Genomic DNA, 25,472 nt, shown 5'->3' on the forward strand with positions numbered 1-25,472 from the left:
ACGGTTCCCGCTTTCCTGAGGGAGCCCGCTTGCCGGCGATGAGGCCAGTGGCGATTGCACAACCGTAGTGCCCAACTGCCCCCAGAACCCCGAACCAGAAACTGCGCACGTCAACACTGACTGGGCGCGGGAAGGACCCTGTTGCCCTGTGTGTCATCTCCCGACAGATCGAGGGCAATTCGAAATGGCCAATTTCAGCAAGTCGGACCTGGAATTCATCCTGCAACAGATCTTCATCGCCGAAGCCCACGCCGATGGCGCCAGCCTGAGCGACCTGCTGCCCAACAGCCAGGTACCGTTCGGCCTGCGTACCGTGGACGGCAGCTACAACAACCTGGTGACCGGGCAAAGCGAGTTCGGTGCCGCTGACAACTCGTTCCTGCGCCTGCTCAGCCCTTCCTTCAGCGGTGACTATGCCGGCACCGGTACGGTCGTCGATTCGCAGCCGCGCACCATCAGCAACCTCATCGTCGACCAGACAGGCAACAACCCGGCCGCAGTCGAGGCCAATGGTGACGCTGCGCCGGTGATCAGCCCCGGCATCGATGGGGTGTTCGGCACCGCTGACGACACCGAGGTATTCTTCATCCCCAACGTGTCGCCCGATGTCGGCCTGACCGCCGGCTTCAACGCCTGGATGACCTTCTTTGGCCAGTTCTTCGACCATGGCCTGGACCTGGTTACCAAGAGCGGCACCGACATCGTGTTCATCCCGCTGCAGCCGGACGACCCGCTGTTCGATCCAAACAGCCCGACCAACTTCATGGTGCTGTCGCGCGCCGTCCGCACCGCCGGTGCCGACGGCGTGGTGGGCACCGCCGATGACGGCCAGACCAACACCACGTCACCGTTCGTTGACCAGAGCCAGACCTACAGCTCGCATCCCTCGCATCAGGTGTTCCTGCGCGAATACACGCTGAACGCGGCCGGCGACCCGGTAGCGACCGGGCGGCTGATCACCAACCGCGACCTCGGTGCCGATGGCCTGTTCGGAACCAGCGACGATGGCAGCGGCGAAAGCGGCGGCATGGCCACCTGGGCAGTGGTCAAGGCCCAGGCCCGCGACCTGCTCGGCATCAACCTGACCGACGCCGACGTACACCGCGTGCCGCTGCTGGCCACCGACGCCTACGGCAACTTCCTGCGCGGGCCTAACGGCATGCCGCAGGTGGTGATGCGCGTGAGCAATGGCGCCGACGGCATCGCCGGCACTGCCGACGACGTCACTACGCTGGTCGAAGGCAACCGCGCCGCACCGATCAGTCTGGCCAATGCGGTGAGCACCGGGCATGCATTCCTCGACGATATTGCCCACAATGCTGCGCCCGTGGTGGTGGGCGGTGTGCTGCAGGCCGATGCCGACACCGCCGTCGGCAATGCGCAGCCGGTAGGGCCGGGTGGCGCCAACCTGACCTATGACAACGAACTGCTCGACGCCCACTACATCGCCGGTGACGGCCGGGTGAACGAGAACATCGGCCTGACCGCCGTGCACCATGTGTTCCACTCCGAGCACAACCGCCTGGTGCAGCAGACCAAGGACACCTTGCTGGCGGCTGGCGACCTGGCGTTCCTCAACCAGTGGTTGATCGACGATGTCACCGCCATCCCCACCACGCCCGCCGAGATCGCTGCGCTGGTATGGGATGGCGAGCGGCTGTTCCAGGCTGCCAAGTTCGGCACCGAGATGCAGTACCAGCACCTGGTGTTCGAAGAGTTCGCCCGCACCATTCAGCCGCAGATCGACGAGTTTCTCGCGCCCAACGGCTACGACACTTCGATCAACCCGGCCATCCTCGCCGAGTTTGCCCACGTGGTGTACCGCTTCGGCCACTCGATGCTGACTGAAACCGTCGACCGCTTCGACCCGGCGTTCAACCCGCTATCCGCCGACCCCAACAACCCCGACCAGCAGCTTGGCCTGATCGCCGCCTTCCTCAACCCACTGGCCTTCGCCGGCAGTGGGGCCACCGCCGATGAGGCGGCTGGCGCGATCATCCGTGGCGTTACCCGTCAACTGGGTAACGAGATCGATGAATTCGTCACCGAGGCGCTGCGCAACAACCTGCTTGGCCTGCCGCTGGACCTGCCGGCACTGAACATCGCCCGTGGCCGCGACACCGGTATTCCCACCCTGAACGAGGCGCGCCGTGAATTCCATGCAATGTCCGGCGACAGCCAGCTCAAGCCGTACATCAGCTGGGTCGACTTTGCCGACCACCTCAAGCACCCGGCGTCGCTGATCAACTTCATCGCGGCCTACGGCACCCACGGCACCATCACCGGGGCCACCACCGAAGCCGACAAGCGCGCCGCTGCGGTGGCGCTGGTGCTCGGTGGTGACGGTGCGCCAGCCGACCGCCTGGACTTCCTCAACGGCACGGGTGCGTATGCCAACGTGACGCTGCCCGGCGCTGACGGCATCGCCGGCACCGCCGATGACATCAGCGGCGTGACCGTGACCGGTGTCGATGCCATCGACTTCTGGGTCGGCGGCCTGGCCGAGCAGAAGATGCCGTTTGGCGGCATGCTTGGCTCCAGTTTCAACTTCGTCTTTGAAACGCAACTGGAAGCCCTGCAGAACGGCGACCGCTTCTACTACCTGGCGCGCACGGCGGGCCTCAACTTCGGCACGGAGCTGGAGAACAACTCCTTCGCCAAGCTGATCATGCTCAACTCCGACGTGACCCACCTGTCCAACACCGTGTTCCTCACGCCAACGTTCACCCTCGAGGTGAACCAGGCCAACCAGTTCACCGGCCTGGGCGCCGATGGCCGGGCCGACCCGACTGGCGGGATCCAGATCAACGGGGTAGAGATCGTACCGCTGGTGATTCGCGACAACCCGGATACCGTGGGCCCCGACAGCAACTACCTGCACTACACCGGTGAAGATCATGTGGTGCTGGGTGGTACCGCCGGCAACGACATCATCATCTCCGGTGAAGGCGACGATACCGTCTACGGTGATGCCGGCAACGACACCCTTGAAGGCGGCGCAGGCAATGACGCGGTGCTGGGTGGCGCCGGTGACGACATCATCACCGACTCGTTCGGCGACAACCGCCTGGAAGGTAACGATGGCAACGACGTGATCGTCGCCGGCAGCATGCTGGTGGCCGGTAACCTGATCCTCGGCGGCAACGGCCAGGACTTCATCATCACTACCGAAGACATCTCCACCACCTTCGGTGGCCAGGGCGATGACTTCATTCTTGGCGCCAAGACCAACCTGCCACCTACCGGCAACGAAGGCGATGACTGGATCGAGAAGGGTACGCAGGACGGTGCCCCAGGCGACAACTTCGCGCCGCTGCTGGGTGACGAAGTGGTCGGCAACGATATCTTCGTCGGCGGCGCCGGCTTCGACGAGATGATCGGCGAGGGTGGCGACGACATCTTCGTCGGCAGTGACGCCCAGGACAAGATGGACGGCATGTCCGGTTTTGACTGGATCACCAACAAGAATGACCAGGTCGGCGTCACCGTCGACCTGACCCTGGCCGCCCTGGCTCAGCCTCATGGCAACGCGCCGAACCAGAACGCTGGCGTGTTCAACCCGGTCGGCGCATCGCCGGCCTCCATCCTAGACCGCTTTGCCGAGGTCGAGGGCGTGTCCGGTTCGAACTTCGCCGATGTGCTCAAGGGCGACAACGTCGATGCCGTGACCATCCTCAACCATGGTGGTGCCACCGGCAGCGCCTTGACCAATGTTGCGCTGATTCGCGGCCTGCAGCAGTTTCTGGCCGATGCCGGCTTACCGACCACCGGCTTTGCCACCGGCAACATCATGCTGGGCGGCAATGGCAGCGACCTGATCGAAGGCCGTGGCGGCGATGACCTGATCGACGGTGACAAGTGGCTCAACGTGCGCATCGCGGTGTATGCCGCGGATGACATCAATCACACCGGCCCCGAGATCGCCAGCTTCGACAGCATGGCCGACATGATCCCGTTCATGCTCGACCGCACCTACAACCCCGGCCAGCTCAAGGCCGTGCGCGAGATCCTGCCCGGCACCTCGAGCGGTGGTGCGGCCTTCGACACGGCGGTGTTCTCCGGGTTGCAGGGCGAGTACACGGTGACGCAGAACACCAAAGGTACGCTCGACACTGCCGATGATGTGTGGACCGTGACCGACAATGTGGCGGGTCGCGATGGCGTGGATACCTTGCTGCACATCGAACGCCTGCAGTTCGCCGACAGCCAGCGCGTGCTGGTGGAAGGGCTGAACGTCCAACCCACCGGCGGCCCGGCCATCACCGACGGCAACGGCGGTGCGATTACCGTGGGCGATGTGCTGACGGTGAACGTGGCCGGCGTGCTGGATGCCGACAACATCAGCGCCGCCAACCCGCTCGGCACGCTCGCCGACCGCTCGGTGTCGTACTACTGGCAGTTCGAGGCCACCCCCGGCAGTGGTGTGTTCGAGGACATCATCCTGCTGCCGGCCGGCGACCTGGCGTTCCAGAGCGCCGACGGCACCACCTTCAAGGTGTCGCCGGACCTGGCCGGGCTGAGCCTGCGAGTCAAGGCGATGTACCAGGACGCCCACGGCACCACCGAAGTGCTGTTCTCGCAACCCACGACCGTGGTACAGCCGGGTGCGCCTGTGGTACCGACGCCAGCCACGCCGGTGGTGGATGCCACTGCCGGCGGCGCCGGCCTGCACATGGTGCGCTCCGACCTCAACTTCATCCTCGACCAGATCAAGATCGCCGAGGCCGATGCCAACGGGGCGGACATCCTCTCGCTGCTGCCCAACATCCGCGCGCCACTGGGCCTGCGCGCGGTCGACGGTTCGAGCAACAACCTGATGAACCTCAATGGCATCGACAATACCGGGTTCGGTGCCGCCGACAACGTCTTCCCGCGCGTGACCGAGCCGGTGTTCAACCCGGCCGAAGGCGCACCGGCCGGCTTCTTCGGCCCCGGCTCGCCAGCCATTCCGGGCTCCTCGTACCAGCAGACCAGCGGCCCGGTGTTCGATTCGCAGCCGCGCACCATCAGCAACCTGGTCGTCGACCAGACCTCCAACAACCCGGCCGCCTATGCCACGGCGTATGACGCCGGTGCGGACGGCGTGCTCAACTTCGGCACGCCTGGCAATGACGACGTGCTCAAGGATGGCGTGCGCATCGTCGCCAGCCCGGGCCTGGACGGCCAGTTCGGCACTGCCGACGACCACGACGTGTACCTGTTCGAGAACACTGCCGCCGATGCTGGCCTGTCCGCGCCGTTCAACGCCTGGATGACCTTCTTCGGGCAGTTCTTCGACCATGGCCTGGACCTGGTGACCAAGGGCGGTTCGGGGACCATCTACATCCCGCTGAAACCGGATGACCCGCTGTACGTGGAGGGCGGTTTCACCAACTTCATGGTGGTCACCCGGGCCACCAACCTGCCCGGCGCGGATGGCGTGCTTGGCACGGCCGACGATATTCGCGAGCACACCAATACCACCACGCCGTTCGTGGACCAGAACCAGACCTACAGCTCTCATCCTTCGCACCAGGTGTTCCTGCGCGGCTACGTGCTGACCGATGGCGGGCCTGTTGCCACCGGCCAATTGATCACCAACCGGGACCTGGGCGCCGACGGCCGCTACGGTACCGCTGACGACACCGAAATCGGCGGCATGGCGACCTGGAAGGTAGTCAAGGCCCAGGCCCGCGACGTGCTCGGCATCAACCTGACCGACGCCGATGTGGACAACGTACCGCTGCTGGCAACCGACGCCTACGGCAACTTCATCAAGGGGCCCAATGGCTTCCCGATGGTGATCATGAAAGGCGCTGATGGCATTGCCGGCACGGCCGACGACCAGCAGGTCGAAGGCAACCCGGCGGCGCCGATCGACCTGACCAACGCCGTGCGTACCGGCCACCAGTTCCTCGCCGACATCGCCCACAATGCCGTACCGGTGTTCAGCGCTGGGGTGCTGGTGCCGGATGCCGACACCGACACCGGCAACGCCGTGCCGGTGAACCCGCAGACCGGTGCCAACCTGGCCTACGACAATGAACTGCTGGATGCGCACTACATAGCCGGCGACGGCCGGGTCAATGAAAACATCGGCCTGACCGCCGTGCATGCGATCTTCCACGCCGAGCACAACCGGCTGGTGGCACAGACCAAGGACACCGTGCTCGATTCGGGCGACCTGGCGTTCCTCAACGAGTGGCTGCTCAACCCGCTGACCGCGCTGCCGGCCAGCCAGGCCGAGATCGACGCGCTGGTGTGGAATGGCGAGCGGCTGTTCCAGGCGGCCAAGTTCGGTACCGAAATGCAGTACCAGCACCTGGTGTTCGAGGAGTTCGCCCGCACCGTGCAACCACGGGTCGACCTGTTCTTTGCCCCGACCCAGGTGTACGACGTCGACCTCGATGCATCGATCGTGGCCGAGTTCGCCCACACCGTGTACCGCTTCGGCCACTCGATGCTGACCGAGACCGTCGACCGCTTCGATGTCGACTTCAACGTCATCCAGGACCCGGCCAGTGCCAACCCGGACCAGCAACTGGGCCTGATCGCGGCGTTCCTCAACCCGCTGGCGTATGCCGCCAGTGGCGTCACCCCCGAGGATGCCACCAGCGCCATCGTGCGCGGGGTCACCCGCCAGGCCGGCAACGAAATCGACGAGTTCGTCACCGAGGCGCTGCGCAACAACCTGCTCGGCCTGCCGCTTGACCTGCCGGCGATCAACATCGCCCGTGGCCGCGACGTTGGCATCCCTTCGCTGAATGCCGTGCGTCGCGACATCTATGCGCAGACCGGCGACACCCAGCTCAAGCCGTACACCAGCTGGGTCGACCTGGTGCAGCACCTGAAACATCCGGAGTCGCTGATCAACTTCATCGCCGCCTACGGCACCCACAGCACCATCACCGACGCCACCACGTTGCTGGAGAAGCGTGCGGCAGCCATGGCCCTGGTGTTCGGTGGCGACGGCGCGCCAGCCGATCGCCTGGACTTCCTCAACAGCACTGGCGCCTATGCCAACGTCACCTTGCCTGGCAAGGATGGCGTACTGGGCACTGTCGATGACCTGCGCGCGGTGACCGTGACCGGGGTCGATGCCATCGACCTGTGGATTGGCGGCCTGGCCGAAGCGAAAACCCCGTTCGGCGGCATGCTCGGCACCACCTTCAACTTCGTGTTCGAAAACCAGATGGAGAAACTGCAGGACGGCGACCGCTTCTACTACCTGGAACGCACTGCCGGCCTGTCGATGAACGCCGAGCTGGAAAGCAACTCGTTCGCCAAGCTGATCATGGCCAACACCTCGGCCACCCACCTGCCGGGCCTGGTGTTCTCCGACCCAGGCTTCTACCTGGAAGTGGACCAGAGCAAGCAGTTCAACGAAGGCCTGGGCAATGTCGACCCACTGGGCGAAAACGGCGAGCAGGTGGTGTTCCGCGACAGCCCGCTCACGGCAGGCCCGGACACCAACTACATCCGTTATGCCGGTGCAGAGCACATCGTGCTGGGTGGCACCGAGGGTAACGACATCCTGGTGTCCAGCGAGGGTGACGATACGGTCTGGGGCGATGGCGGCAACGACCGCATCGAGGGTGGCGACGGCAACGACCAGCTGCGTGGCGGTGCCGGCGACGACATCATCAGCGACATGGGCGGTGACGACAATATCCAGGGCGGCGACGGCAACGATGTGCTGCACGGTGGTAATGGCGTCAACCTGATCATCGGCGGTTTCGGCAATGACTTCATCGTCACCGGTGAGGATGCCTCCGAAGCCATTGGCGGCCAGGGCAACGACTTTATCCTGGGCAGCAAGGCCAATGAGCAGGACATGGGCAACGAAGGCGACGACTGGATCGAGAAGGGCACCTCGGACGGTGCGCCTGGCGACAACTTCGACCCGCTCGGCAACGACCCGGTCATCGGCAACGACGTGTTCATCGGCGGCAACGAGAACGACAAGTTCAACGGTGAAGGCGGCGATGACATCATGGTCGGCAGCCTGGGCTTCGGTGACCGCTACATCGGTGGCTCCGGCTACGACTGGGCGACCTTCAAGGGCCTGGCCCAAGGCGTGACCATCGACTACAGCGACCGCTTCTTCGATGTGCCGCCGGTACCGGGCTCGGGCGCTTCTACCCTGGTGCGCTTCGATATCATGGAAGGCCTGTCGGGGTCGGCGCATGGCGACTTCCTGCGTGGTGACAACGCAGACGCTGCCAGCCTGCCGACCAACGGCGCCCACGGCAGCGTGCTGACCAACATTGGCCTGATCAACGGCCTGTCGGGCCTGCTGGCCGCCGGCGCGACGTTCTACGACGGTGGCAACATCATCCTCGGCGGCAGCGGCAGCGACCTGATCGAAGGCCGTGGCGGCGACGATGTCCTCGACGGTGACAAGTGGCTGAACGTGCGCATCAGCGTGCGCGCCAACAGCGACGGGACCGGCCCGGAAATCGCCAGCTACGACAGCATGGAGGCGATGGTGCCGCTGATGCTCAATGGCACCTACAACCCGGGCCAGCTGGTGATCGTGCGGGAGATCCTCGACGGCACCGACAGCTATGACACGGCAGTGTTCTCAGGGGTAGCGAGCGACTACAGCGTGGTGGTCGATGGCAACGCGGTGATCGTTACCGACCTGGTAGCAGGCCGTGACGGCGTCGACCGCCTGACCGGCATCGAGCGCCTGCAGTTCTCGGACAGCTCCCAGGCTTCCGGGGTGGGCACTGCCGTCAACGCCGGGCCGACCGGCAACCTGGCAATCCTCGACGCTGCCACCGGGCTGCGCAATGACACCTCGGTCAGCGGCCAGCTGCTGCGGGTAAGCAACCTGGCGGTGCACGATGCCGACAATGTCGGCGCCGGCAATGCGAGCGGTGCCGTCAACGGCCCTGTGGCGTACTACTGGCAAGTCGAGACGCTGCCAGGTTCGGGCGTCTATGAAGACATTACCTTTGTCGCTGCCGGAGAAGTGTCGCGGGCTACCGGCACCACTTACCGGGTCACGGATGATGTGGCGGGCCTGAACATCCGCGTACGCGGGGTGTACCAGGATGCCAAGGGCACGCTGGAAATCGTCGATTCGGCGCCGAACAGCGCTCCGAGCGCCGGGCCGACCGTGACCGGGCTGCTGGTGCAGAACCAGACCCTCACCGTCAACCCGGCAACCATCGTTGATGCCGACGGCCTGAGCAACCCCCAATTCACCTTCCAGTGGCAGTCCAACCGAGGCCTTGGCTGGGTCAACATTGCTGGCGCCATCAGCAGCACCTTCGTCCTTACCCAGGACCAGGTGGGGCAGAACATGCGGGTAGTGGTCAGCTACGTGGATGACTTCGGGGTGCAGGAAAGCATTGCTTCCGACATCCTCGACCCGGTGGCCAATGTCAATGATGCACCTGGCGGTGCCGTGCTGATCAGCGATACCACGCCAGCCCTGGGGCAGACGCTGACGGCACTTACCGGCAGTATTGCCGACCTGGACGGGCTGGGTGCGTTCAGCTTCCAGTGGCAGCAAGGTACTGGCGGCATCTTCACCAACATCATCGGTGCCACTGCGGTCACCTTCACCCCGGGCCTGGATCAGGGAGGTCAGCAACTGCGGGTGATCGTGCGCTACACCGATGGCTTCGGCGCGCAGGAGGCAGTAACTTCAGCGGCAACCGCGCCAGTGCCTGCCTTGACGCTGGTCGGCACCAACGGTCCGGATGTACTGAGCGGCAGTGCGGGCAACGACGTGATCTCCGGTCTGGACGGTGCCGACCTGTTGTTTGGCGGCCTTGGCAACGACATCCTCAACGGCGGGCTTGGCGCCGATACCATGACCGGCGGTGGTGGCAATGACACCTTCGTGGTCGACAACGTCGGCGACAGGGTAATCGAAGCGCTCAATGGCGGTGTCGACCTGGTGCAGACCAGCCTGGCCAGCTATACCCTGGGTGCCAACGTCGAAAACCTCACCTTTACCGGTGTGGGCAATTTCATCGGTGGCGGTAACGGGCTGGATAACATCATCATCGGCGGCGCTGGCAATGACCTGCTCAACGGCGGTGCAGGTGCCGACCGCCTGGTCGGTGGTTTGGGCAACGACACCTACCTGGTCGACAACGCCGGGGATGCGGTGGTCGAGGCTACGGGGGGCGGTACGGATACCGTGCGTACCACGCTGGCCAGCTACAACCTGGGCGCCAATGTCGAAAACCTGGTCTATACCGGGGCGGGTAACTTCATCGGCGGCGGTAACACGCTGGACAACATCATCACCGGCGGCGCTGGCAACGACCTGCTCAATGGCGGTGCGGGAGCGGACCGCCTGGTTGGTGGTCTCGGTGATGACACCTATGTAGTGGATAACGCTGGTGATGGGCTGATCGAGGTTGCTGCTGGCGGTACGGATACCGTGCGTACCACGCTGGCCAGCTACCGCATGACCAGCAATATCGAGAACCTGACCTATACCGGGCAGGGTGACTTCAGCGGTACTGGTAATACACTGGACAACACCATCAGAGGAGGCGCTGGCAACGACTTGCTCAATGGTGGCGCGGGTGCCGACCGCCTGGTGGGCGGTCTCGGCGATGACACCTATGTGGTGGATAATGCCGGGGATGGGTTGATCGAGGTCGTTGCGGGCGGAACGGATACCGTGCTCACTACGCTGGCCAGCTACCGCATGTCCGGCAACATCGAAAACCTCACCTTTACCGGGGTGGGTAACTTCAACGGTAGTGGTAACACGCTGGACAACATCATCAGAGGCGGGGCTGGCAATGACCTGCTCACTGGTGGGGCGGGCAACGACCAGCTGCTCGGTGGCATCGGTAACGATACCCTCAATAGTGGCGACGACCACGACAGCCTCGATGGCGGCCTTGGCAATGACGTCCTCAATGGTGGCGCAGGCAATGACACGCTGTTTGGTGGTGATGGCAACGACATCCTCTCCGGTGGCAGCGGCAGTGACTTCCTCAACGGTGCGGTTGGTGATGACACGGTCAACGGCGGGGCAGGCGACGATACCATGATGGCTACGGATGGCAATGATGTCTTCCAGTTCGCCGCAGGCTTCGGTAATGACCTGATCATCAACTTCGACAGCAATGCAATCGGCGGCCAGGACCGGCTGGACATCACTGCCTTCAACATCACCGCGGCCACCTTTGCCGCCAACGTGGCCATCGCCGATGTCGGCGACGATACGTTGGTCAGCATCGGCGCTACCGACTCCATTCGCCTGGTAGGCGTGGCGGATGCAACCACAGTGACTGCGGCGGACTTCAATCTGTCGGTGTGAGGAACCGAGCGACAAGCCGCTGGCTTGAAATGCACGGGCTGCTGTGAATCCCGTCGCGGCCCAGGGCCGCTGCTGCAAGCGCTCGTGTAGCGCCTGCAGCAGCGGCCTTGTGTCGTGACGGGCCAGCGCTGGAGCCGCGCCTGCTCAACGTCAGCGCCAGCGAAAGGTGATCACGCTATACTCCGCGCCTTTTTGCCCCTGCCGGAATCCGCCCATGCGCCAGGTTTTGCTCATTGTCGATGTCCAGTCCACCTTCAGTCCGCCCGAGTGGCTGGTCGATGGCCTGCGCCGGTTATCGGCGAACATACCCACCATTGCCTCGGTCGAACTGCACGACGAACAGGTCACCCCGTTCGAGCGCCAACTCGGCTGGCATCCGGCGGCCGACGACGAAAGCCTGGTCGAGGCCGACCAGGTATTCGTCAAGCATGGTTACGGGCAGAGCGCCGAGGCTCTCGCGTACATCCGCGAGTTGGGCGTGGAGCGCGTGCTGGTGTGTGGACTGCAGACCGAAACCTGTGTGCTGGCGGCCGGTTTCGCCCTGTTCGACGCGGGGTTGATGCCCACCCTGGTCACCGACATGACCGTCGGCTCATCGCTGGACCGGTCGGGCAAGCTGGGCATCGAGCTGTGGAAGCATCACTTCCGCCAGGTCACTACCTCCGCCGAGGTGCTTGCAGGGCTGGCCGCACACGGCCAGTAGAAAACCGTCGCTGGCCTGCGCTCCTGTAATCGCGCCAACCAATCAGGCGTATGGGCTTCAGGCCACATCCACCAGCACGATCTCGCTGTCCTCGATGGCGGTCACCCGCAGCACCTCCTCCTGCTCGATCGCCACGCCATCGCGCGCCCTGGTCCGCAGCCCGTTGACCTCCACCAGCCCCTTGGCCGGCACCAGGTAGCCCCGGCGCGCGGCATCGAAGCGGTACTCGGCGGTTTCACCCGCACGCAGGGTGGCGGCCACCAGGCGGGCATCGGTACGGATCTGCAGGCTGTCCTCGTCACCCGCGCGGCCGCTGGCCAGGGTCACGAAGCCTTCGCCGCGTTCACCTTTGGGGAACGGCCGGGTGCCCCACTGCGGGGCTTCACCGGTGCGTTCCGGTACGATCCAGATCTGGAAGATGCGCGTATCGACGTCTTCCAGGTTGTACTCGCTGTGCACGATGCCGGTACCGGCGCTCATCACCTGCACGTCACCGGCTTCGGTGCGGCCCTTGTTACCCAGGCTGTCCTGGTGGCTGATCGCGCCTTCACGCACGTAAGTGATGATTTCCATGTCGCGGTGCGGGTGCGGTGGGAAGCCGCTGCCGGCAGCGATCAGGTCGTCGTTCCAGACCCGCAGGTTGCCCCAGTGCATGCGCGCCGGGTCATAGTACTCGGCAAACGAGAAGTGGTGGTGGGCATCGAGCCAGCCGTGATTGGCGTGGCCGAGGCTTTCGAAGGGTCGGAGTTGCAGCATGGTCGTTGCTCCTTGAATCAGTGGAATGGGACAATGATGCGTCAACTAAAGATCGAAAATAAGCGTAAATATCGGCTCAAAATGATCGATTAAATAGATGTTTAAAATGGCGTGGTTTGCCCGCTTCATCGTCTAATCCACTGATCTGCAAGCATTCGCTGGCGATTTTCGGTCGTTGCGGCGAACATGCCCGCTGATTTTGGTTTTCACCGGAGTGACCGTGGCCCACGAGCAAACCCAGGCCCCAGCCGACCTTACCCCACCTGCCCAGTTACCCTGGTTTCGCCGCCTGGCGGCGCGCCTGCTGAGCCGCGGCCTGACCCGCCTGGGGGCGCAGCACCGCGAGTCATGGTTCCTCGGCCATGTCAGCGGCCAGCGCAGCGGCCATGCCGAGGGCATGCGTGAGGGCTTCGAGCGCGGCCGGGTGGAGGGCTATGAGGCCGGGCGCCAGGTGCTGGTGATTCGCGATACTCGCCCCGAGGTTGCCGCCGTCCCCGGTCAGGACGAGAATTTGTTCGATGACTGGCGCCTGCCGTTGACTGCCGAGCTGAAAAAACGCTTCAAGGCCGATGTCGCCCAGCGTTTGCCCGCTGCGGCCCAGCCCAGTGCCGCGCAGTGGAAGCTGATTTTCAGCGACACGCCGTCCACCTGTGTGGTTGCCGGGGCCGGGGCGGGCAAGTCGACCTCGCTGGTCCTGCGCATCCTGCTGTTGCGCCATTACCTGGGCTACGAGCTGGATGCGATGACCGTGGTCACCTTCACCCGCGAGTCGCGCAAGGACTTCATCAAGCGCCTGATGCAGGTCTTCGCCCTGTGGCAGGTCGACTTGCAGGCAGCGCAGGCGCGCGAGCTGGTGCGCACCTTCCATTCGCGCATCCTGCCACTGGTACGCAGCCTGCCGGGCTTTGCCCAGGTGCGTGCGTTCGAAACGCTGGGCAACGAGATGCCCGCCGGGCGAGAAGCCGATACCGAGAGCAACCCGTTCGACCTGCGCCTGAACGACGCCCAGCGCCAGCAACTGAACCAGTGCTACAGCAATTTACTGGGTAGCAGCCCGCGTTTCGCCGAGCTGGTCGGCCTGCTGCGCAGCGAAGCCCTGCAACTGAAGCCGCTGGACCCCAACAACCCCGAAGTGCAGAAGCGCGCGCAGGTGACCCAACTGGCCGCCCAGCGTGACGAAGAACTGTGTGACGTGATCGAGGACCTGTGGTTCGCCGCCGGCGCCTGGCCGATCAAGGGCATCGAACCCTGCCGCGAGACGGTCGCGATCCGTGGCAGCCAGTTCCATGTGCATGGCCGTCTGGCTGGCCACGGGCCGCTGGTGGTGCTGGGTTTCGACCCGGCAGAAAGCGCCCAGTACCAGCGCCCCGGCGCCAAGCTGGCGGTGCGCGCCGAGTGGGCGGTCAAACGTACCCTGTTGCAGGCTTTCTGCGACCGGCCGCTGATCTGGCTCGACAACTATGCCATGGCCCGGCGCCTGGCCGCTTCGCTGGCCGGTGATGCGGTGGCCGGCCCCGGCTTCGAATACAAGGTCAAGGGCGAGTTGGCGCCGGCGCCGCTGCTGGATGCCTTCGTCGGCGCCGCCAACTTCATCGAGAACCTCGGCCTGGAGGTCAACCCTGCCGTGGCGGCGATGAGCTTTCCGCCCGGTGACAGCGACGCGTTGTTCTTCGAGGCCCTGGCCCTGTACTGGAAGGCCCTGGAGGCGCACCTGCTGGACCAGTCGCCACCGGTCATGAGCTACAACCGCATGTTCGCCCTGTTCGGTGAGAACAACCCGGAAAACCTGAAGCTGCTGCCCGACCCCTTGCTACGCCCACTGGCGCACCTGATGATCGACGAGTTCCAGGACGTATCGCCGCAGATCGTCAGCTGGCTGCGCGCCAGTCTCGCCGAGATTCGCCGGCGCGGGCCGGCCATGTACAACGGGCGCAATGCCCGGCATTCATCGCTGTTGTGCGTGGGTGACGACTGGCAGTCGATCTATGGTTGGCGGGGCAGTTCGCCCAAGTACTTCATGGAGTTCACCAAGGCCTTCCCGTCGCCGGCCAACACGCGGGTGATGCTGGTCGACAATTACCGTTGCCAGCAGCAGGTGATCGATGCGGCCGAGCACCTGGTCAAGGGCACCCCGGCGATTGCCGGCAAGAGGGCCAGGGCCAGTGGCCCGGCGGCGGAACTGCCAGGCTCGCCGGTCAAGGTGTTCGACCGTGACGAGGCCGCTTTGGGGGAAACGTTGATCGAGCACTACCAGCGTGGCGAGACGGTCATGATGCTGTACCGCAAGGGCAGCGACCGGGCGCTGATGAGCGAGCACCTGCACAGCGTGCTGCAGGCCGAGGCGGCGTTGCCGGCCGAGCAGCGCCGGCTGCGCCAGTTGACCTACCACAGTGCCAAGGGCTTGCAGGCCGACGCGGTGTTCATGCTGGGCGACTGCCAGTACCTGACCAGCTCACCGTACAAGAACCAGGTGTATCGCCAGGCCGGGCTGGGCAAGCCTGGCGATGCGCAACCGTTCGACACGGCGCAGAAGGAGGAAGTGCAGCGCCTGGCCTACGTGGCGGTGACCCGTGCGGTACAGCACTGTTACTGGCATGTCGAAGCTGCCAACGGTGAAGCCGTGACGGCCCCGCGCGCCTCGAGCCAGGTGGATGGCCGGCAGGCCTTCTTCGAAGACCTGCGCGGGCAGTGAGGGTCAGCTCCTCGGGTTAGGGTCTTGCTGGGCAGTCAGCCGCAGGTACAGGGCGTCTTCCTCTGCCTGGCGGCTGGCGCCCAGGCGCGAAAGCGCGTCGTTGTACCGCTGGCTGTCGAGCTCGAGACGGGGCAGTGCGCCTGTGGCGTCTGGCACGGCGTCGGGCAGCACTTCGTTCAACACTTCGCGTACCGGCGCGTCCAGGGTTGTTACCGCCTCGTTCTCCGGGTCAAGGCAATATTCCAGGTACTCGATACCCCGGTACCAGCGTTCATCCAGTGCTGCGAAGCGCTGGCCGTAACGCCGCCTGAGGAAACGCCGCCAGCTTGGTTGGGCGGCAATCCAGGCCTGACGTGTGGCGGGTTGCTGGTCAAGGGCGTCGACTGCCGCTTCGACGTTGTCGACGACGCGGTCGGAGATGCGAGCACTGTCGCGATAGAGCATGTCCTGGCTGGGTTCAGGAAAGTCGAGTGGCTCCGCGAGCGACTGGCGCAATGCCAGTCGGATTTCGATATCGTCGAGCCCGCCTTCGCGTAGCTCGTCGAGGGTGATGTCATCCAACGGATCGGCGTCGGGCAGGCGGGGCAGGGCCGCTCCGCTCTGCGCGATCTCCTGGTCCCGGGCCAGCAAGGCGCTTTGCCGCGCCAGACGTGTAGCGTGGATGCGTGCGGCCAGTTGGTTGACCTGCTCGCGACGGAACAGGCGTCGGTAGTACTGGAACAGATAGGGGCCTTTGACCATTGCCTGGCTACTTTCGCGATAGGCCAGTTGCTCGACCAGCAATGTGCTGAAGCCATCGGCTCCGGCATCGCCGCAGGTGGCAGGGAAGTCTCCGGCTACTTCGTTCAGGTGTTCGCGCAGTGCCTCGTCCTGGCTGGCCGCTTCCAGCAGTTGCCACACTTCCCGCGCCAGCGAGTACTGGTTGTTCTGCGCTTGCGCCGAGCGCCCGACGCGCTCCACCACTTCGAGCAGGTCGCGGTTGGCGCCGCCTTCGAACAGGCTGTCCCACAATTGCTGCTGTGCCTGGTTGCCGCTGGCCCGCCAGTCCAGTGCCTCGGTTTCGGGCAGGAAGTGGTCATTTTCCACAATACCCACACCGGCTGCACGTAACCGGCCAGCCGTCTCGGGTTGCAGGTTGTTGAAATGGAACTCCCAGCGCTGGTTATGCCGGTTCAACAGATTGCTCGCATAAGGGGTCTGCAATATCAGCTCGACATCGGGCAGCTGCTGGATTTCGTTATTGCTGAGTTCCAGGTTGCGCAGTGCGTAGTCGGGCCTGCTCATCAGTGCAGTCAGGTCGTCCGGCCAGGCGCCGAGGGCGCAGCTGTTGAGAGTCAGGTTTCGCAAACGTAGCAAGGTGCTCAGCCGTGGCGGAATGTTGAGCGGGTTGAGGGACAGGTTCAAGTCTCGCAGATGGCGTAATTCGCCGAAGCGTTCTGCCAGCGCCGGGGTAAGCGTGATCTGGTTCCCGCTCAGGTCCAGTTCCTCCAGGGGCAGCGCTGCGAGCATTTGCAGGTCGGTGTCGGTGAGCGACAAATGGCTGTGCCTGAACCTCAGCGCACGCAGGCGGCGCATCCGGGCCAGTGCGCTTCTGGCAGTAACGTCCAGATGGAGCAATGGGCTGTCGACCACTTCCAGGGTCTGTAGCTGGGGTGTATTGCGTAAAGCGTTGAACAGCGTGTCGGATTGCAGGTCGGGATTACCAACAAGACGAAGTCGTTCCAAGCGTGGGAAGGACTCGAAGAATCCCGCAGGTAGGGTGTGCAGGCCCAGGCTGTGGATCTCCAGCGTCTGGATGTGGTCGAAACGTGCCGGCAGCTCGGGCAGGCTGGCCAGTGTCATATGCCGCAAGATCAAGGCATTGCCGTCATCCTGCCTGGCAGCGCGGCGCAGCGCGCGGCCGAATGCACGGCGGTTGTGCCAGGCTTCGCCCTCGGCCTCATCGCGCCAGGAGCGCAGGCTCTGGTCCAGCGCTGCCCGTTCGCGCTGAATATGGCTCAATTGCTCCGCGATGTCTCCGCGCTGGCGCAACTGGTCGAGCAGCGCACGACGTTGCCGCGTGGAAAGCGCGGGGTAAAGCTCTTGCAGCCTGCGTTCTTCAATGGAAGTGCCCCCCAGCCTGATCCAGTCGCGCCAGCTGCCACGGCCGCTCAAGGGATAGCCAAGGCGTCCGTCGGCAAGACGCAAAGGTGAGCGATAGCCGGGCCGGATCGGCTGCTGGCCAAGCAGTCGCGCGGCCCGCTGCCGATCGGCAAGCGCCATTTCCATGAGCTCGGTAGCGCTGGCCCCGGGTTGTTCGGCCAGCAAGGCCGCCGCCAGCCGTTGGCTGTCGGCATTGGCCAGGGTCGGGCGATAGAGGCCGAGCAGAGCGCGGTTCAGGCGCAGGTGGGCCTGGTGCACCCGGGCTTCTTCAGCGATGCGCAGGGGGACGCGGTTGCCGAGCATGCGTGTTCTCTCTAGCGTACTCGCCTGCGCGACGATTGCATTGAGTACCCGGTTGGGAAGGCTGCCGAATTGTTGTTGCAACGCTTGGGCACCGCTATCCAGCGGCTGCAGCCTGCTGCGCTGAAGCGCATCGAACAGTGCATCGCGGCGCGCCGTCAGATGATCTGCCAGCAAAGCGTCCAATTTCCGGGCGCGTGATGCGCTGTGGGTGTTGGGCACCAGTGTGTCTGCTGCCGGTTCTGGCAATTGGTCCAATACGGCCTGGCTCAGCTTGCCGAGTTCCAGGTCGTTACGGGTCACCTCGATCACCACCGGTGAGGGCAACGTGGTGTCGCCATGGATAACGGCATGGCCCCATGGCTCTGGCCCGTCGAACACCTTCACTACATGATCGGCCGGCCAGCCGGGCAGTTCGAGCAAGCCAGATAGTGCATATTGCTTGTAGGACGCCACCGAGAGGCCATGGCGGACCCGGGTGATCAGCTCAGTGGCTTCCTCATCGATGGCCAGGCGCTCGAGCGCATCGGTCAGCAGCGTCGGCGCTTGTGCTTCGCTGACATGCGTCTGACGCAACACCTGCTCATCGGTGCCGGTGCAGCGTAGCGCTGTCGCCAGGTCGATATCGCTGAGGTTGTCCGTTATCGGGCCGATGCGCCTGAGCAACTGGCGTTGCTGCCAGTCCAGCGGGTGCTCTGCCGTGGCGCGCCAGGCGCCGTCGCCCACATGGCGGATGGCAGGGCGGAACGCCTCGGGGTTGTCAGGGTGAGTGATGCGCCATTGTCCTGAAGGATCCATGGCCTGTTCATACAACTCACCATCGAGCCGGATGAAATGTCGTTGCTGATGAATGTACTGCCCTTGCTCGTTGGCCAGTACCGTATCGGGCAGTACTTCGCGACTGGCATAGCGGTCGATGCCGGGTTGCCACAGGCGTTCGCCGCCAGCATGTTCGATACTCACCAGCGAGTCGACGAAGCGCGAATGCTTGAGCAGGTTGGCGCCCGCGCCGATTGCGCCAATCATTGCCAGGTTGAGCAGCACCGATTCCAGTTGCGCGGCGGCTTCTGCCTTGTTATCAGCCTCCCAGGCCTCGATACCGTGGAATACGCTGTTCATCAGCTGCGCGCCGCCTACGGCCAGCATGAGAGTATTGAGGCCAGGCACGAACAGGGCCGCCACGTTGGCCAGGTCCAGCCCAATCGACAGCCAATGCTCCAGTAGCTCCAGCCTGGCGTTTGCGTCCACCTTGGCGGTGGGTACGGCCAGGGTGGCGGCGTCGGCCTTGAGCCTGGCGACATGGGTCCGATACCAGTAGGGCCACAGGTCGGCAGGCAGTTCGGTAGCCTGATACAACACGCGCGGCGAAGGCTTGGGCAGGATGGCCGGGGTGTTTGGCGCGACCACGCTATCGAACAGGTCCTGTCGCAAGCGTTTGGCCAGTGCCGGTTGCTGGGATTGCGGGGCATAACGGATAACGTGCTGCAGCAGCCGCTCGTCCTGCAGGCGAGCCGTCAGGCTCCGTGCGGCGACGCTGGCCGACGGATACTCCACCAGCGGGAAGTCATGCGCACCCGGAATGTAGACGATACGGGGCATCACTTTGCCGGGAACGTCCTGCCCGATCACCATCACTTCGTGCAAGGGCGTCTGGTACAGGCTCAGCCGCCAGCATTTCAACTGTAGCGGAACCTTGCCCCTACACACCCGCTGCAGCGCTTTCAAGCCTGCCGGGCTGAGTTTTCCGCGCAGCACGGCGATCCATGCCTGTACCAGCAGCTCGTCGCGGCTGGCCTGGATGGATTGCCGCGCGAGAGTCGCCTGCGCTGGGCTGTCATAGATCGAGGCCAGGTGGGCCTGGTACTGTTTGCCCAGGTCCAGGCTGCGGCATGCTTCGATAAAGCTGGGCGCAGTCCAGCCGACGAGCCGCGTCGGGTTGCTCCGGCTGGCTTGCAGCAGGCTATATGGGCCGGCTTCATGGCTGTCGGTGAAATTGTGCAGGGCAGCTTCCAGTAATGTGACCTTGCGCGGCGAGCCATCGGGGTCGTATTCGAAGCGATCCGCCTCCGCGGTGGTGCCCAACCCGGCTTCAGGCTCACCATGCACCGATGGTCTGCGCTTGAATGGCTGGAAGAAATAGACCGCCTCATCCACCGGCTCGGCAATGCCCAGGTGCGCCTGTAGCAGTGGCTTGCAAAACTCGCTGATACCCTTCAGCGGTTTGAGCGACTCGAACAGGGCATTGCGGCTGCGGTCACGTTGCTCGATAGCGCCTTGCAGTGCCTGGCGTTGTTCATCGGTTGCCGTTGCATACCAGTCGAAGGGCTGGCCGTTGCCCTGTAGGTAGTCCAGGCGTTGGCTGCCAAGCAGGGCGCTGACGTGATGGTTGGCAAGCTGGCGTGGCCAATGCGGCAAGGTCCGCTGGAGCTGACGCAGGTGGTACGGCGTCGTGGAGGTCATGATGGGTTGCTCCTCAAGGGGGAAGGCGCCATTGCATGACAGGCAGGTCGTCAAAGAGTGGTAGATAACTACTCGACGAGTGTCGGTATCGCCTATGCCAGGGTCGGGCAGGTATCAATGGCGGGCAGGGCATCGGGCCAAGGTAGGGCGTCGCCGTCTTGCCAGGCCTTAGACAGGAAGCTAACCATGCGCTCATCATCGACACCCAGGGACCATTTGCTGGACCACAACGGCATTGAAATAGCAGTCCGCTGCTGGGGCCCGGAGGACGGTATACCGGTGCTGGCCCTGCATGGCTGGCTGGACAATGCCGCCTCGTTCGAGCGCCTGGCGCCGATGCTCGATGGTTGCTTCGTGGTGGCCCCCGACCTGGTCGGTCACGGCCGCTCCGATCATCGCCGCCACGACAGTGCCTATTACCTGTGGGAGCACGCCGAGGACATGCTGGCGGTGGCCGAAAGCCTGGGCCTGGGGCAGTTTCATGTGCTGGCCCATGGCATGGGCACCGGTGTGGCATCGCTGCTGGCGGCCATGACCAGCGGTATCGCCAGCATGACCTTCCTCGACGGCATGGGCGCACCGTTCACGGTGGCCGAGGATGACCGCGTCGAACATCTGGCCCGGTCCTACCGGCTCAAGCGCATGGTCCAGCGTAGCCAGCTGCAGGGCTTCGCCGAGCCCGACGTGTGCCGCTTCGAAGACCTGGACACTGCGCTGGAGCAACGTCGCGAACGCCTGGACACCGAACTGTCGGAAGCGGCGGCACGGCTGCTGGCGCTGCGCGACCTGCTGCAGTTGGGCGATGGTTATTGCTGGCGCCACGACCCGCGCCTGGTGCTGCCCGAACCCATGCCGCTGACCGAGCGCGAAGCCTGCGAGCTGCTCAGTCAGATCCGCTGCCCGCTTTACCTGCTGTTCGGCCGTCAGGGGGCATTCACCGGCGAAGCCTTTACCCGGCGCCAGGCAGCCTTGCCTGGCCACGCCAAGGTGTCGTGGCACCCAGGCGGGCACCACTTCCACCTGGATTCCCCGGACCGGGCGTTGGTCGACCAGCTGCTGCGGATCCTGGCCCGCCATGAAGGCGGCGTGCTGCAACGCCTGGTGAACGAATAGCGGGAGGTGCGCCGCTGGGCTATCGTGCTGACGTCCACTACAGGAAGCCGACTGCCACAAGGAGCCCCGGCATGCGCCCGTTCGCCATCAAGCACATCGACCACCTCGTTCTGCGGGTCAGCGACCTGCCGCGTAGCATTGCGTTCTATACCGAGCTGCTCGGCTGCACCATCAGTCGCGTGCGCGAAGACCTGGGCATGGTCCACCTGGCCACCGGCACGGCCATGATCGACCTGGTCACCCTCGATGGCCCGCTGGGCCAGCCTGGCGGTGCGGCACCGGGGCCCGAGGGGCGCAACCTGCACCATTTCTGCCTGCGCATCGAGCCGTTCGACGAGGCGGCGCTGAGGGCGTACCTGCAGGCTGCAGGGGTGCCAGTGGCGCCTGCGGAAAGGCGCTACGGCGCTGAAGGCGAAGGGCCATCGCTGTACTGCTACGACCCGGATGGCAACCAGGTCGAGTTGAAAGGGCCAGTGTCGTAGCGGCGGCCGATAGTGGATATCCCGCCAAAGCCTATTATGCTTCAGATACCTTGCTGCGATCCGAGGCGGCCCGCCTCGTCGTGCTTCGCATAACCAAAGCAAGCCCCCAGGGCCTGGGTGCGACGGTACAACAGCGGTTGAGGTGCTCCCGGCCTGCATGACGACAAGACGGAGGCACCCCATGGCGGTTCTCGACAGCACAACCACGGGCAGTAGTGGGCCCCAACGCGGTATCACCCGGGAGGAGCGCAAGGTCATCTTCGCCTCGTCCCTGGGGACAGTGTTCGAATGGTACGACTTCTACCTGTACGGCTCACTGGCGGCGATCATCGCCAAGCATTTCTTCGCCGGGGTCAATGAAACCACCTCGTTCATCTTCGCTCTGCTGGCCTTCGCCGCCGGCTTTGCCGTACGGCCGTTCGGCGCCATCGTGTTCGGCCGCCTGGGCGACATGATCGGGCGCAAGTACACCTTTCTCATCACCATCGTGATCATGGGCCTGTCGACGGCGGTGGTCGGCCTGCTACCCAGCTACGCCACCATCGGCGTGGCGGCACCGATCATCCTGATCACCCTGCGCCTGCTGCAGGGGTTGGCCCTGGGTGGCGAATACGGCGGCGCGGCCACTTATGTAGCCGAGCATGCGCCAAAGGGGCGTCGCGGCTTTTTCACCGCCTGGATCCAGACCACTGCCACTCTCGGGCTGTTCCTGTCGCTGCTGGTGATCATGGCCTGTCGCACGGCCATGGGTACCGAGGTGTTCGAGGCCTGGGGCTGGCGTGTGCCGTTCCTGCTGTCGATCCTGCTGCTGGCGATTTCGGTGTACATCCGCCTGCAGCTCAACGAGTCGCCGGTGTTCCTGAAGATGAAGGCCGAGGGCAAGGCGTCCAAGGCCCCGCTGACCGAGTCGTTCGCCCGCTGGGACAATCTCAAGGTGGTGATCATGGCACTGCTGGGCGGCACTGCCGGGCAGGCCGTGGTGTGGTATACCGGGCAGTTCTACGCACTGTTCTTCCTGCTGCAGATGCTCAAGATCGAGCCACAGACCGCCAACTTGCTGATTGCCGGCTCGCTGCTGATCGGCACGCCGTTCTTCATCTTTTTCGGCAGCCTGTCCGACCGCATTGGGCGCAAGAAGATCATCATGGCCGGCTGCATCATCGCGGCGCTGACCTACTTCCCGATCTTCAAGGCGCTGACCCAGTACGGCAACCCGGATGTGTTCGTCGCCCAGGAGCAGAACCCGGTGGTGGTGGTAGCCGACCCAGACCAGTGCGCGTTCCAGTTCGACCCGGTGGGCAAGGCCAAATTCACCAGTTCGTGCGATATCGCCAAGAGCTTGCTGGCCAAACGGGCCATCCCTTATACCAACGAAGCGGCCGAGCCAGGCAGCGTGGCGCAGATCCGCATTGGTGAACGGGTCCTGCCCAGCTTCGACGGCAGCAGCCTGGCAGCGGCGGACTTCAAGACGCAGAGCGAGGCCTTTACCGCCACCCTCAGCGGCGCATTGAAAGAGGCAGGCTACCCGGAGAAGGCCGACCCGGCGAAGATCCACTACCCGATGGTGCTGTTGCTGCTGACGCTGCTGGTGATCTACGTGACCATGGTCTACGGGCCGATCGCCGCCTGGCTGGTAGAGCTATTCCCGGCGCGTATCCGCTATACCTCGATGTCACTGCCTTATCATATCGGCAACGGTTGGTTCGGCGGCTTCCTGCCGACCGTGGCGTTTGCCATGGTGGCGGCGACCGGTGATATCTATTACGGCTTGTGGTACCCGATCGTGATTGCGGTGATGACGGCGGTGCTGGGCATCTTCTTCCTGCCGGAGACCAAGGACCGGGAAATTCATCACGCATGAGAGAGGGGCGCTTGTGTTGGCCCATTCGCGTGTTCACCTGCGAACGGGCCAGCACCGGCAGCCGATGTGCGCTTGCAGAACCTCGAAGGCAACAGCATTGCCCTCACGACCCAGGCCGACGGCCTTGCGGCTGCCGCCAGTGCCTGGCTAGCCGCTAGTGCTTCTGGGCGATCTGGATCAGGTTGCCGCAGGTGTCATCGAACACCGCCACGGTGACCGGCCCCTGGGCGGTGGGTGGCTGGGTGAACAGCACGCCTGCGGCGCACAGCCGGGTGTATTCGGCCTGGATGTCGCGCACGCCGAACGAGGTGGCCGGGATACCGTCCTGCTTCAGCGCGGCCTTGTAGGCCCTGGCAGCCGGATGCGCGTCGGGTTCCAGCAGCAGTTCGACGCCGTTGGGGTCGTTGGGGGAGGTGAGGGTCAGCCAGCGATGCCGGCCCATGGGGATGTCATGCTTGGGCTCGAAACCGAGTACGTAGTGGTAGAAAGCCAAGGCCTTGGCCTGGTCGTCGACAAGAATGCTGGTGACCACGATCTTCATAGACACACACCGTATGCTTGGGGCCGATGAATACCAGTAAAGACGGTTGGGGGTATTTGACCAGTGGCACCCTTACGAAAAACCTGTTCAAGCCATCGCTAAATCCTTCATCATCCGGCCCCCGCGTGACAGCTGCCGAGGGTAAAGTGGCAAGCATGATTCCAGCGCCCGGAGCGGCGCCAGCGAGGTGCCCGTGGCTGCCTATACCCTGCGACAACTCAAATACTTCGTGACCACCGTGGAGGCCGGCAGCGTTGCCGAGGCTTCGCGCCAGCTGTACATCGCCCAGCCGTCCATCTCCACGGCGATCAAGAGCCTGGAGGAAAGCTTTGGTGTGCAGCTGTTCATCCGCCACCACGCCCAGGGCGTGTCGCTGACACCCAGCGGCAAGCGTTTCTATGCCAAGACCAAGTCGCTGTTGCAGATGGCCCACGAGTTTGAACAGAACGCCCTGGCCGATAACGACACCGTGGCTGGGCAGATCGACATCGGCTGTTTCGAAACCGTCGCCCCGCTGTACCTGCCACGCCTGATCGCCGGCTTTCGCCAACGCTACCCCGGGGTGGATATCCGGCTGCGTGACGGCGAACAGCAAGACCTGATCCAGGGCCTGACCGCCGGCACCTTCGACCTGGCGTTTCTCTACGACCATGACCTGGACGGCACCATCGAGGCCGAGCCGCTGATGCCGCCGCAGAAGCCCTACGTGCTGCTGCCCGAGCAGCACCGCTTCGCCGGCCAGGCCCAGGTGTCGCTGCGCGACCTGTGCCCTGAGCCGATGATTCTGCTGGACGTGGCACCGAGTCGCACCTACTTCGTCAGCCTGTTCAATGAAATGGGCCTGACGCCCAACATCATCTTCAGCTCGCCATCAATCGAGATGGTGCGTGGCATGGTTGGCCAGGGTTTCGGCTTTTCGTTGCTGGTGACGCGCCCGCATTCGCCGTACAGCTATGACGGCCAGCGCCTGGCGATGGTGGATATTGCCGAGCCGGTAGCGTTATCCGGGTTGGCCGCGGCATGGTTGAAACGAGTGCAACTGACCAAGCCGGCCCAGTTGTTTGTCGAGTTCTGCCGCGAAGAGCTCGCGAAGTTCTGAAACGGGCACGCCATGCCGCCCACGGCCCTGGCATGGCGTGCCTGC

10 protein-coding genes are annotated in these 25,472 nt (G+C 64.3%); 7 read left to right on the forward strand and 3 right to left on the reverse strand.

All coding sequences use genetic code 11. From position 1 onward, the window contains the following. Positions 1-184 precede the first annotated feature (184 nt). On the forward strand, positions 185-11,278 hold the full coding sequence (locus tag ACVWZT_RS19585) for a peroxidase family protein (RefSeq protein ID WP_457470870.1): 11,094 nt from the start codon (positions 185-187) through the stop codon (positions 11,276-11,278). A gap of 214 nt (positions 11,279-11,492) precedes the next feature. Continuing rightward, on the forward strand, positions 11,493-11,981 hold the full coding sequence (locus ACVWZT_RS19590) for an isochorismatase family cysteine hydrolase (protein ID WP_457470872.1): 489 nt from the start codon (positions 11,493-11,495) through the stop codon (positions 11,979-11,981). 57 nt (positions 11,982-12,038) lie between these two features. Here ACVWZT_RS19590 and ACVWZT_RS19595 read toward each other — a convergent pair whose 3' ends face one another. Beyond that, entirely contained in the window at positions 12,039-12,737 is a 699-nt protein-coding gene (locus ACVWZT_RS19595; RefSeq protein WP_296233120.1) for a pirin family protein, read from the reverse strand. Positions 12,738-12,957: 220 nt separating this feature from the next. Between ACVWZT_RS19595 and ACVWZT_RS19600 the strand changes: the two genes are divergently transcribed. Beyond that, positions 12,958-15,429, forward strand: coding sequence for a UvrD-helicase domain-containing protein (locus ACVWZT_RS19600; RefSeq protein ID WP_457470874.1), 2,472 nt, complete (start codon positions 12,958-12,960; stop codon positions 15,427-15,429). 3 nt (positions 15,430-15,432) lie between these two features. Here the strand turns inward: ACVWZT_RS19600 and ACVWZT_RS19605 are convergent, their stop codons facing one another. Beyond that, positions 15,433-20,331 (reverse strand): NEL-type E3 ubiquitin ligase domain-containing protein, encoded by a 4,899-nt coding sequence (locus tag ACVWZT_RS19605; RefSeq protein ID WP_457470876.1) that lies wholly within the window; start codon positions 20,329-20,331, stop codon positions 15,433-15,435. 186 nt (positions 20,332-20,517) lie between these two features. On the opposite strand from ACVWZT_RS19605, the gene ACVWZT_RS19610 reads away from it, so the two are divergent. The 3 genes from ACVWZT_RS19610 to ACVWZT_RS19620 all read left to right on the forward strand — a co-directional run bounded on the left by ACVWZT_RS19610 (position 20,518) and on the right by ACVWZT_RS19620 (position 23,787). After that, entirely contained in the window at positions 20,518-21,444 is a 927-nt protein-coding gene (locus ACVWZT_RS19610) for an alpha/beta fold hydrolase (protein WP_296233115.1), read from the forward strand. Positions 21,445-21,515: 71 nt separating this feature from the next. After that, complete coding sequence (locus ACVWZT_RS19615; protein ID WP_296233112.1) at positions 21,516-21,926, forward strand: VOC family protein; 411 nt, start codon at positions 21,516-21,518, stop codon at positions 21,924-21,926. 181 nt (positions 21,927-22,107) lie between these two features. After that, entirely contained in the window at positions 22,108-23,787 is a 1,680-nt protein-coding gene (locus ACVWZT_RS19620) for an MFS transporter (protein WP_296233110.1), read from the forward strand. Positions 23,788-23,941: 154 nt separating this feature from the next. On the opposite strand, the gene ACVWZT_RS19625 is transcribed toward ACVWZT_RS19620, so the two are convergent. Further along, complete coding sequence (locus ACVWZT_RS19625; RefSeq protein ID WP_296233108.1) at positions 23,942-24,328, reverse strand: VOC family protein; 387 nt, start codon at positions 24,326-24,328, stop codon at positions 23,942-23,944. A gap of 193 nt (positions 24,329-24,521) precedes the next feature. Here ACVWZT_RS19625 and ACVWZT_RS19630 point away from each other — a divergent pair, with 193 nt between their 5' ends. Continuing rightward, on the forward strand, positions 24,522-25,427 hold the full coding sequence (locus ACVWZT_RS19630) for a LysR family transcriptional regulator (RefSeq protein WP_296233105.1): 906 nt from the start codon (positions 24,522-24,524) through the stop codon (positions 25,425-25,427). Positions 25,428-25,472 lie beyond the last annotated feature (45 nt).

The sequence above is a fragment of the Pseudomonas sp. TE21394 genome (assembly GCF_054057835.1).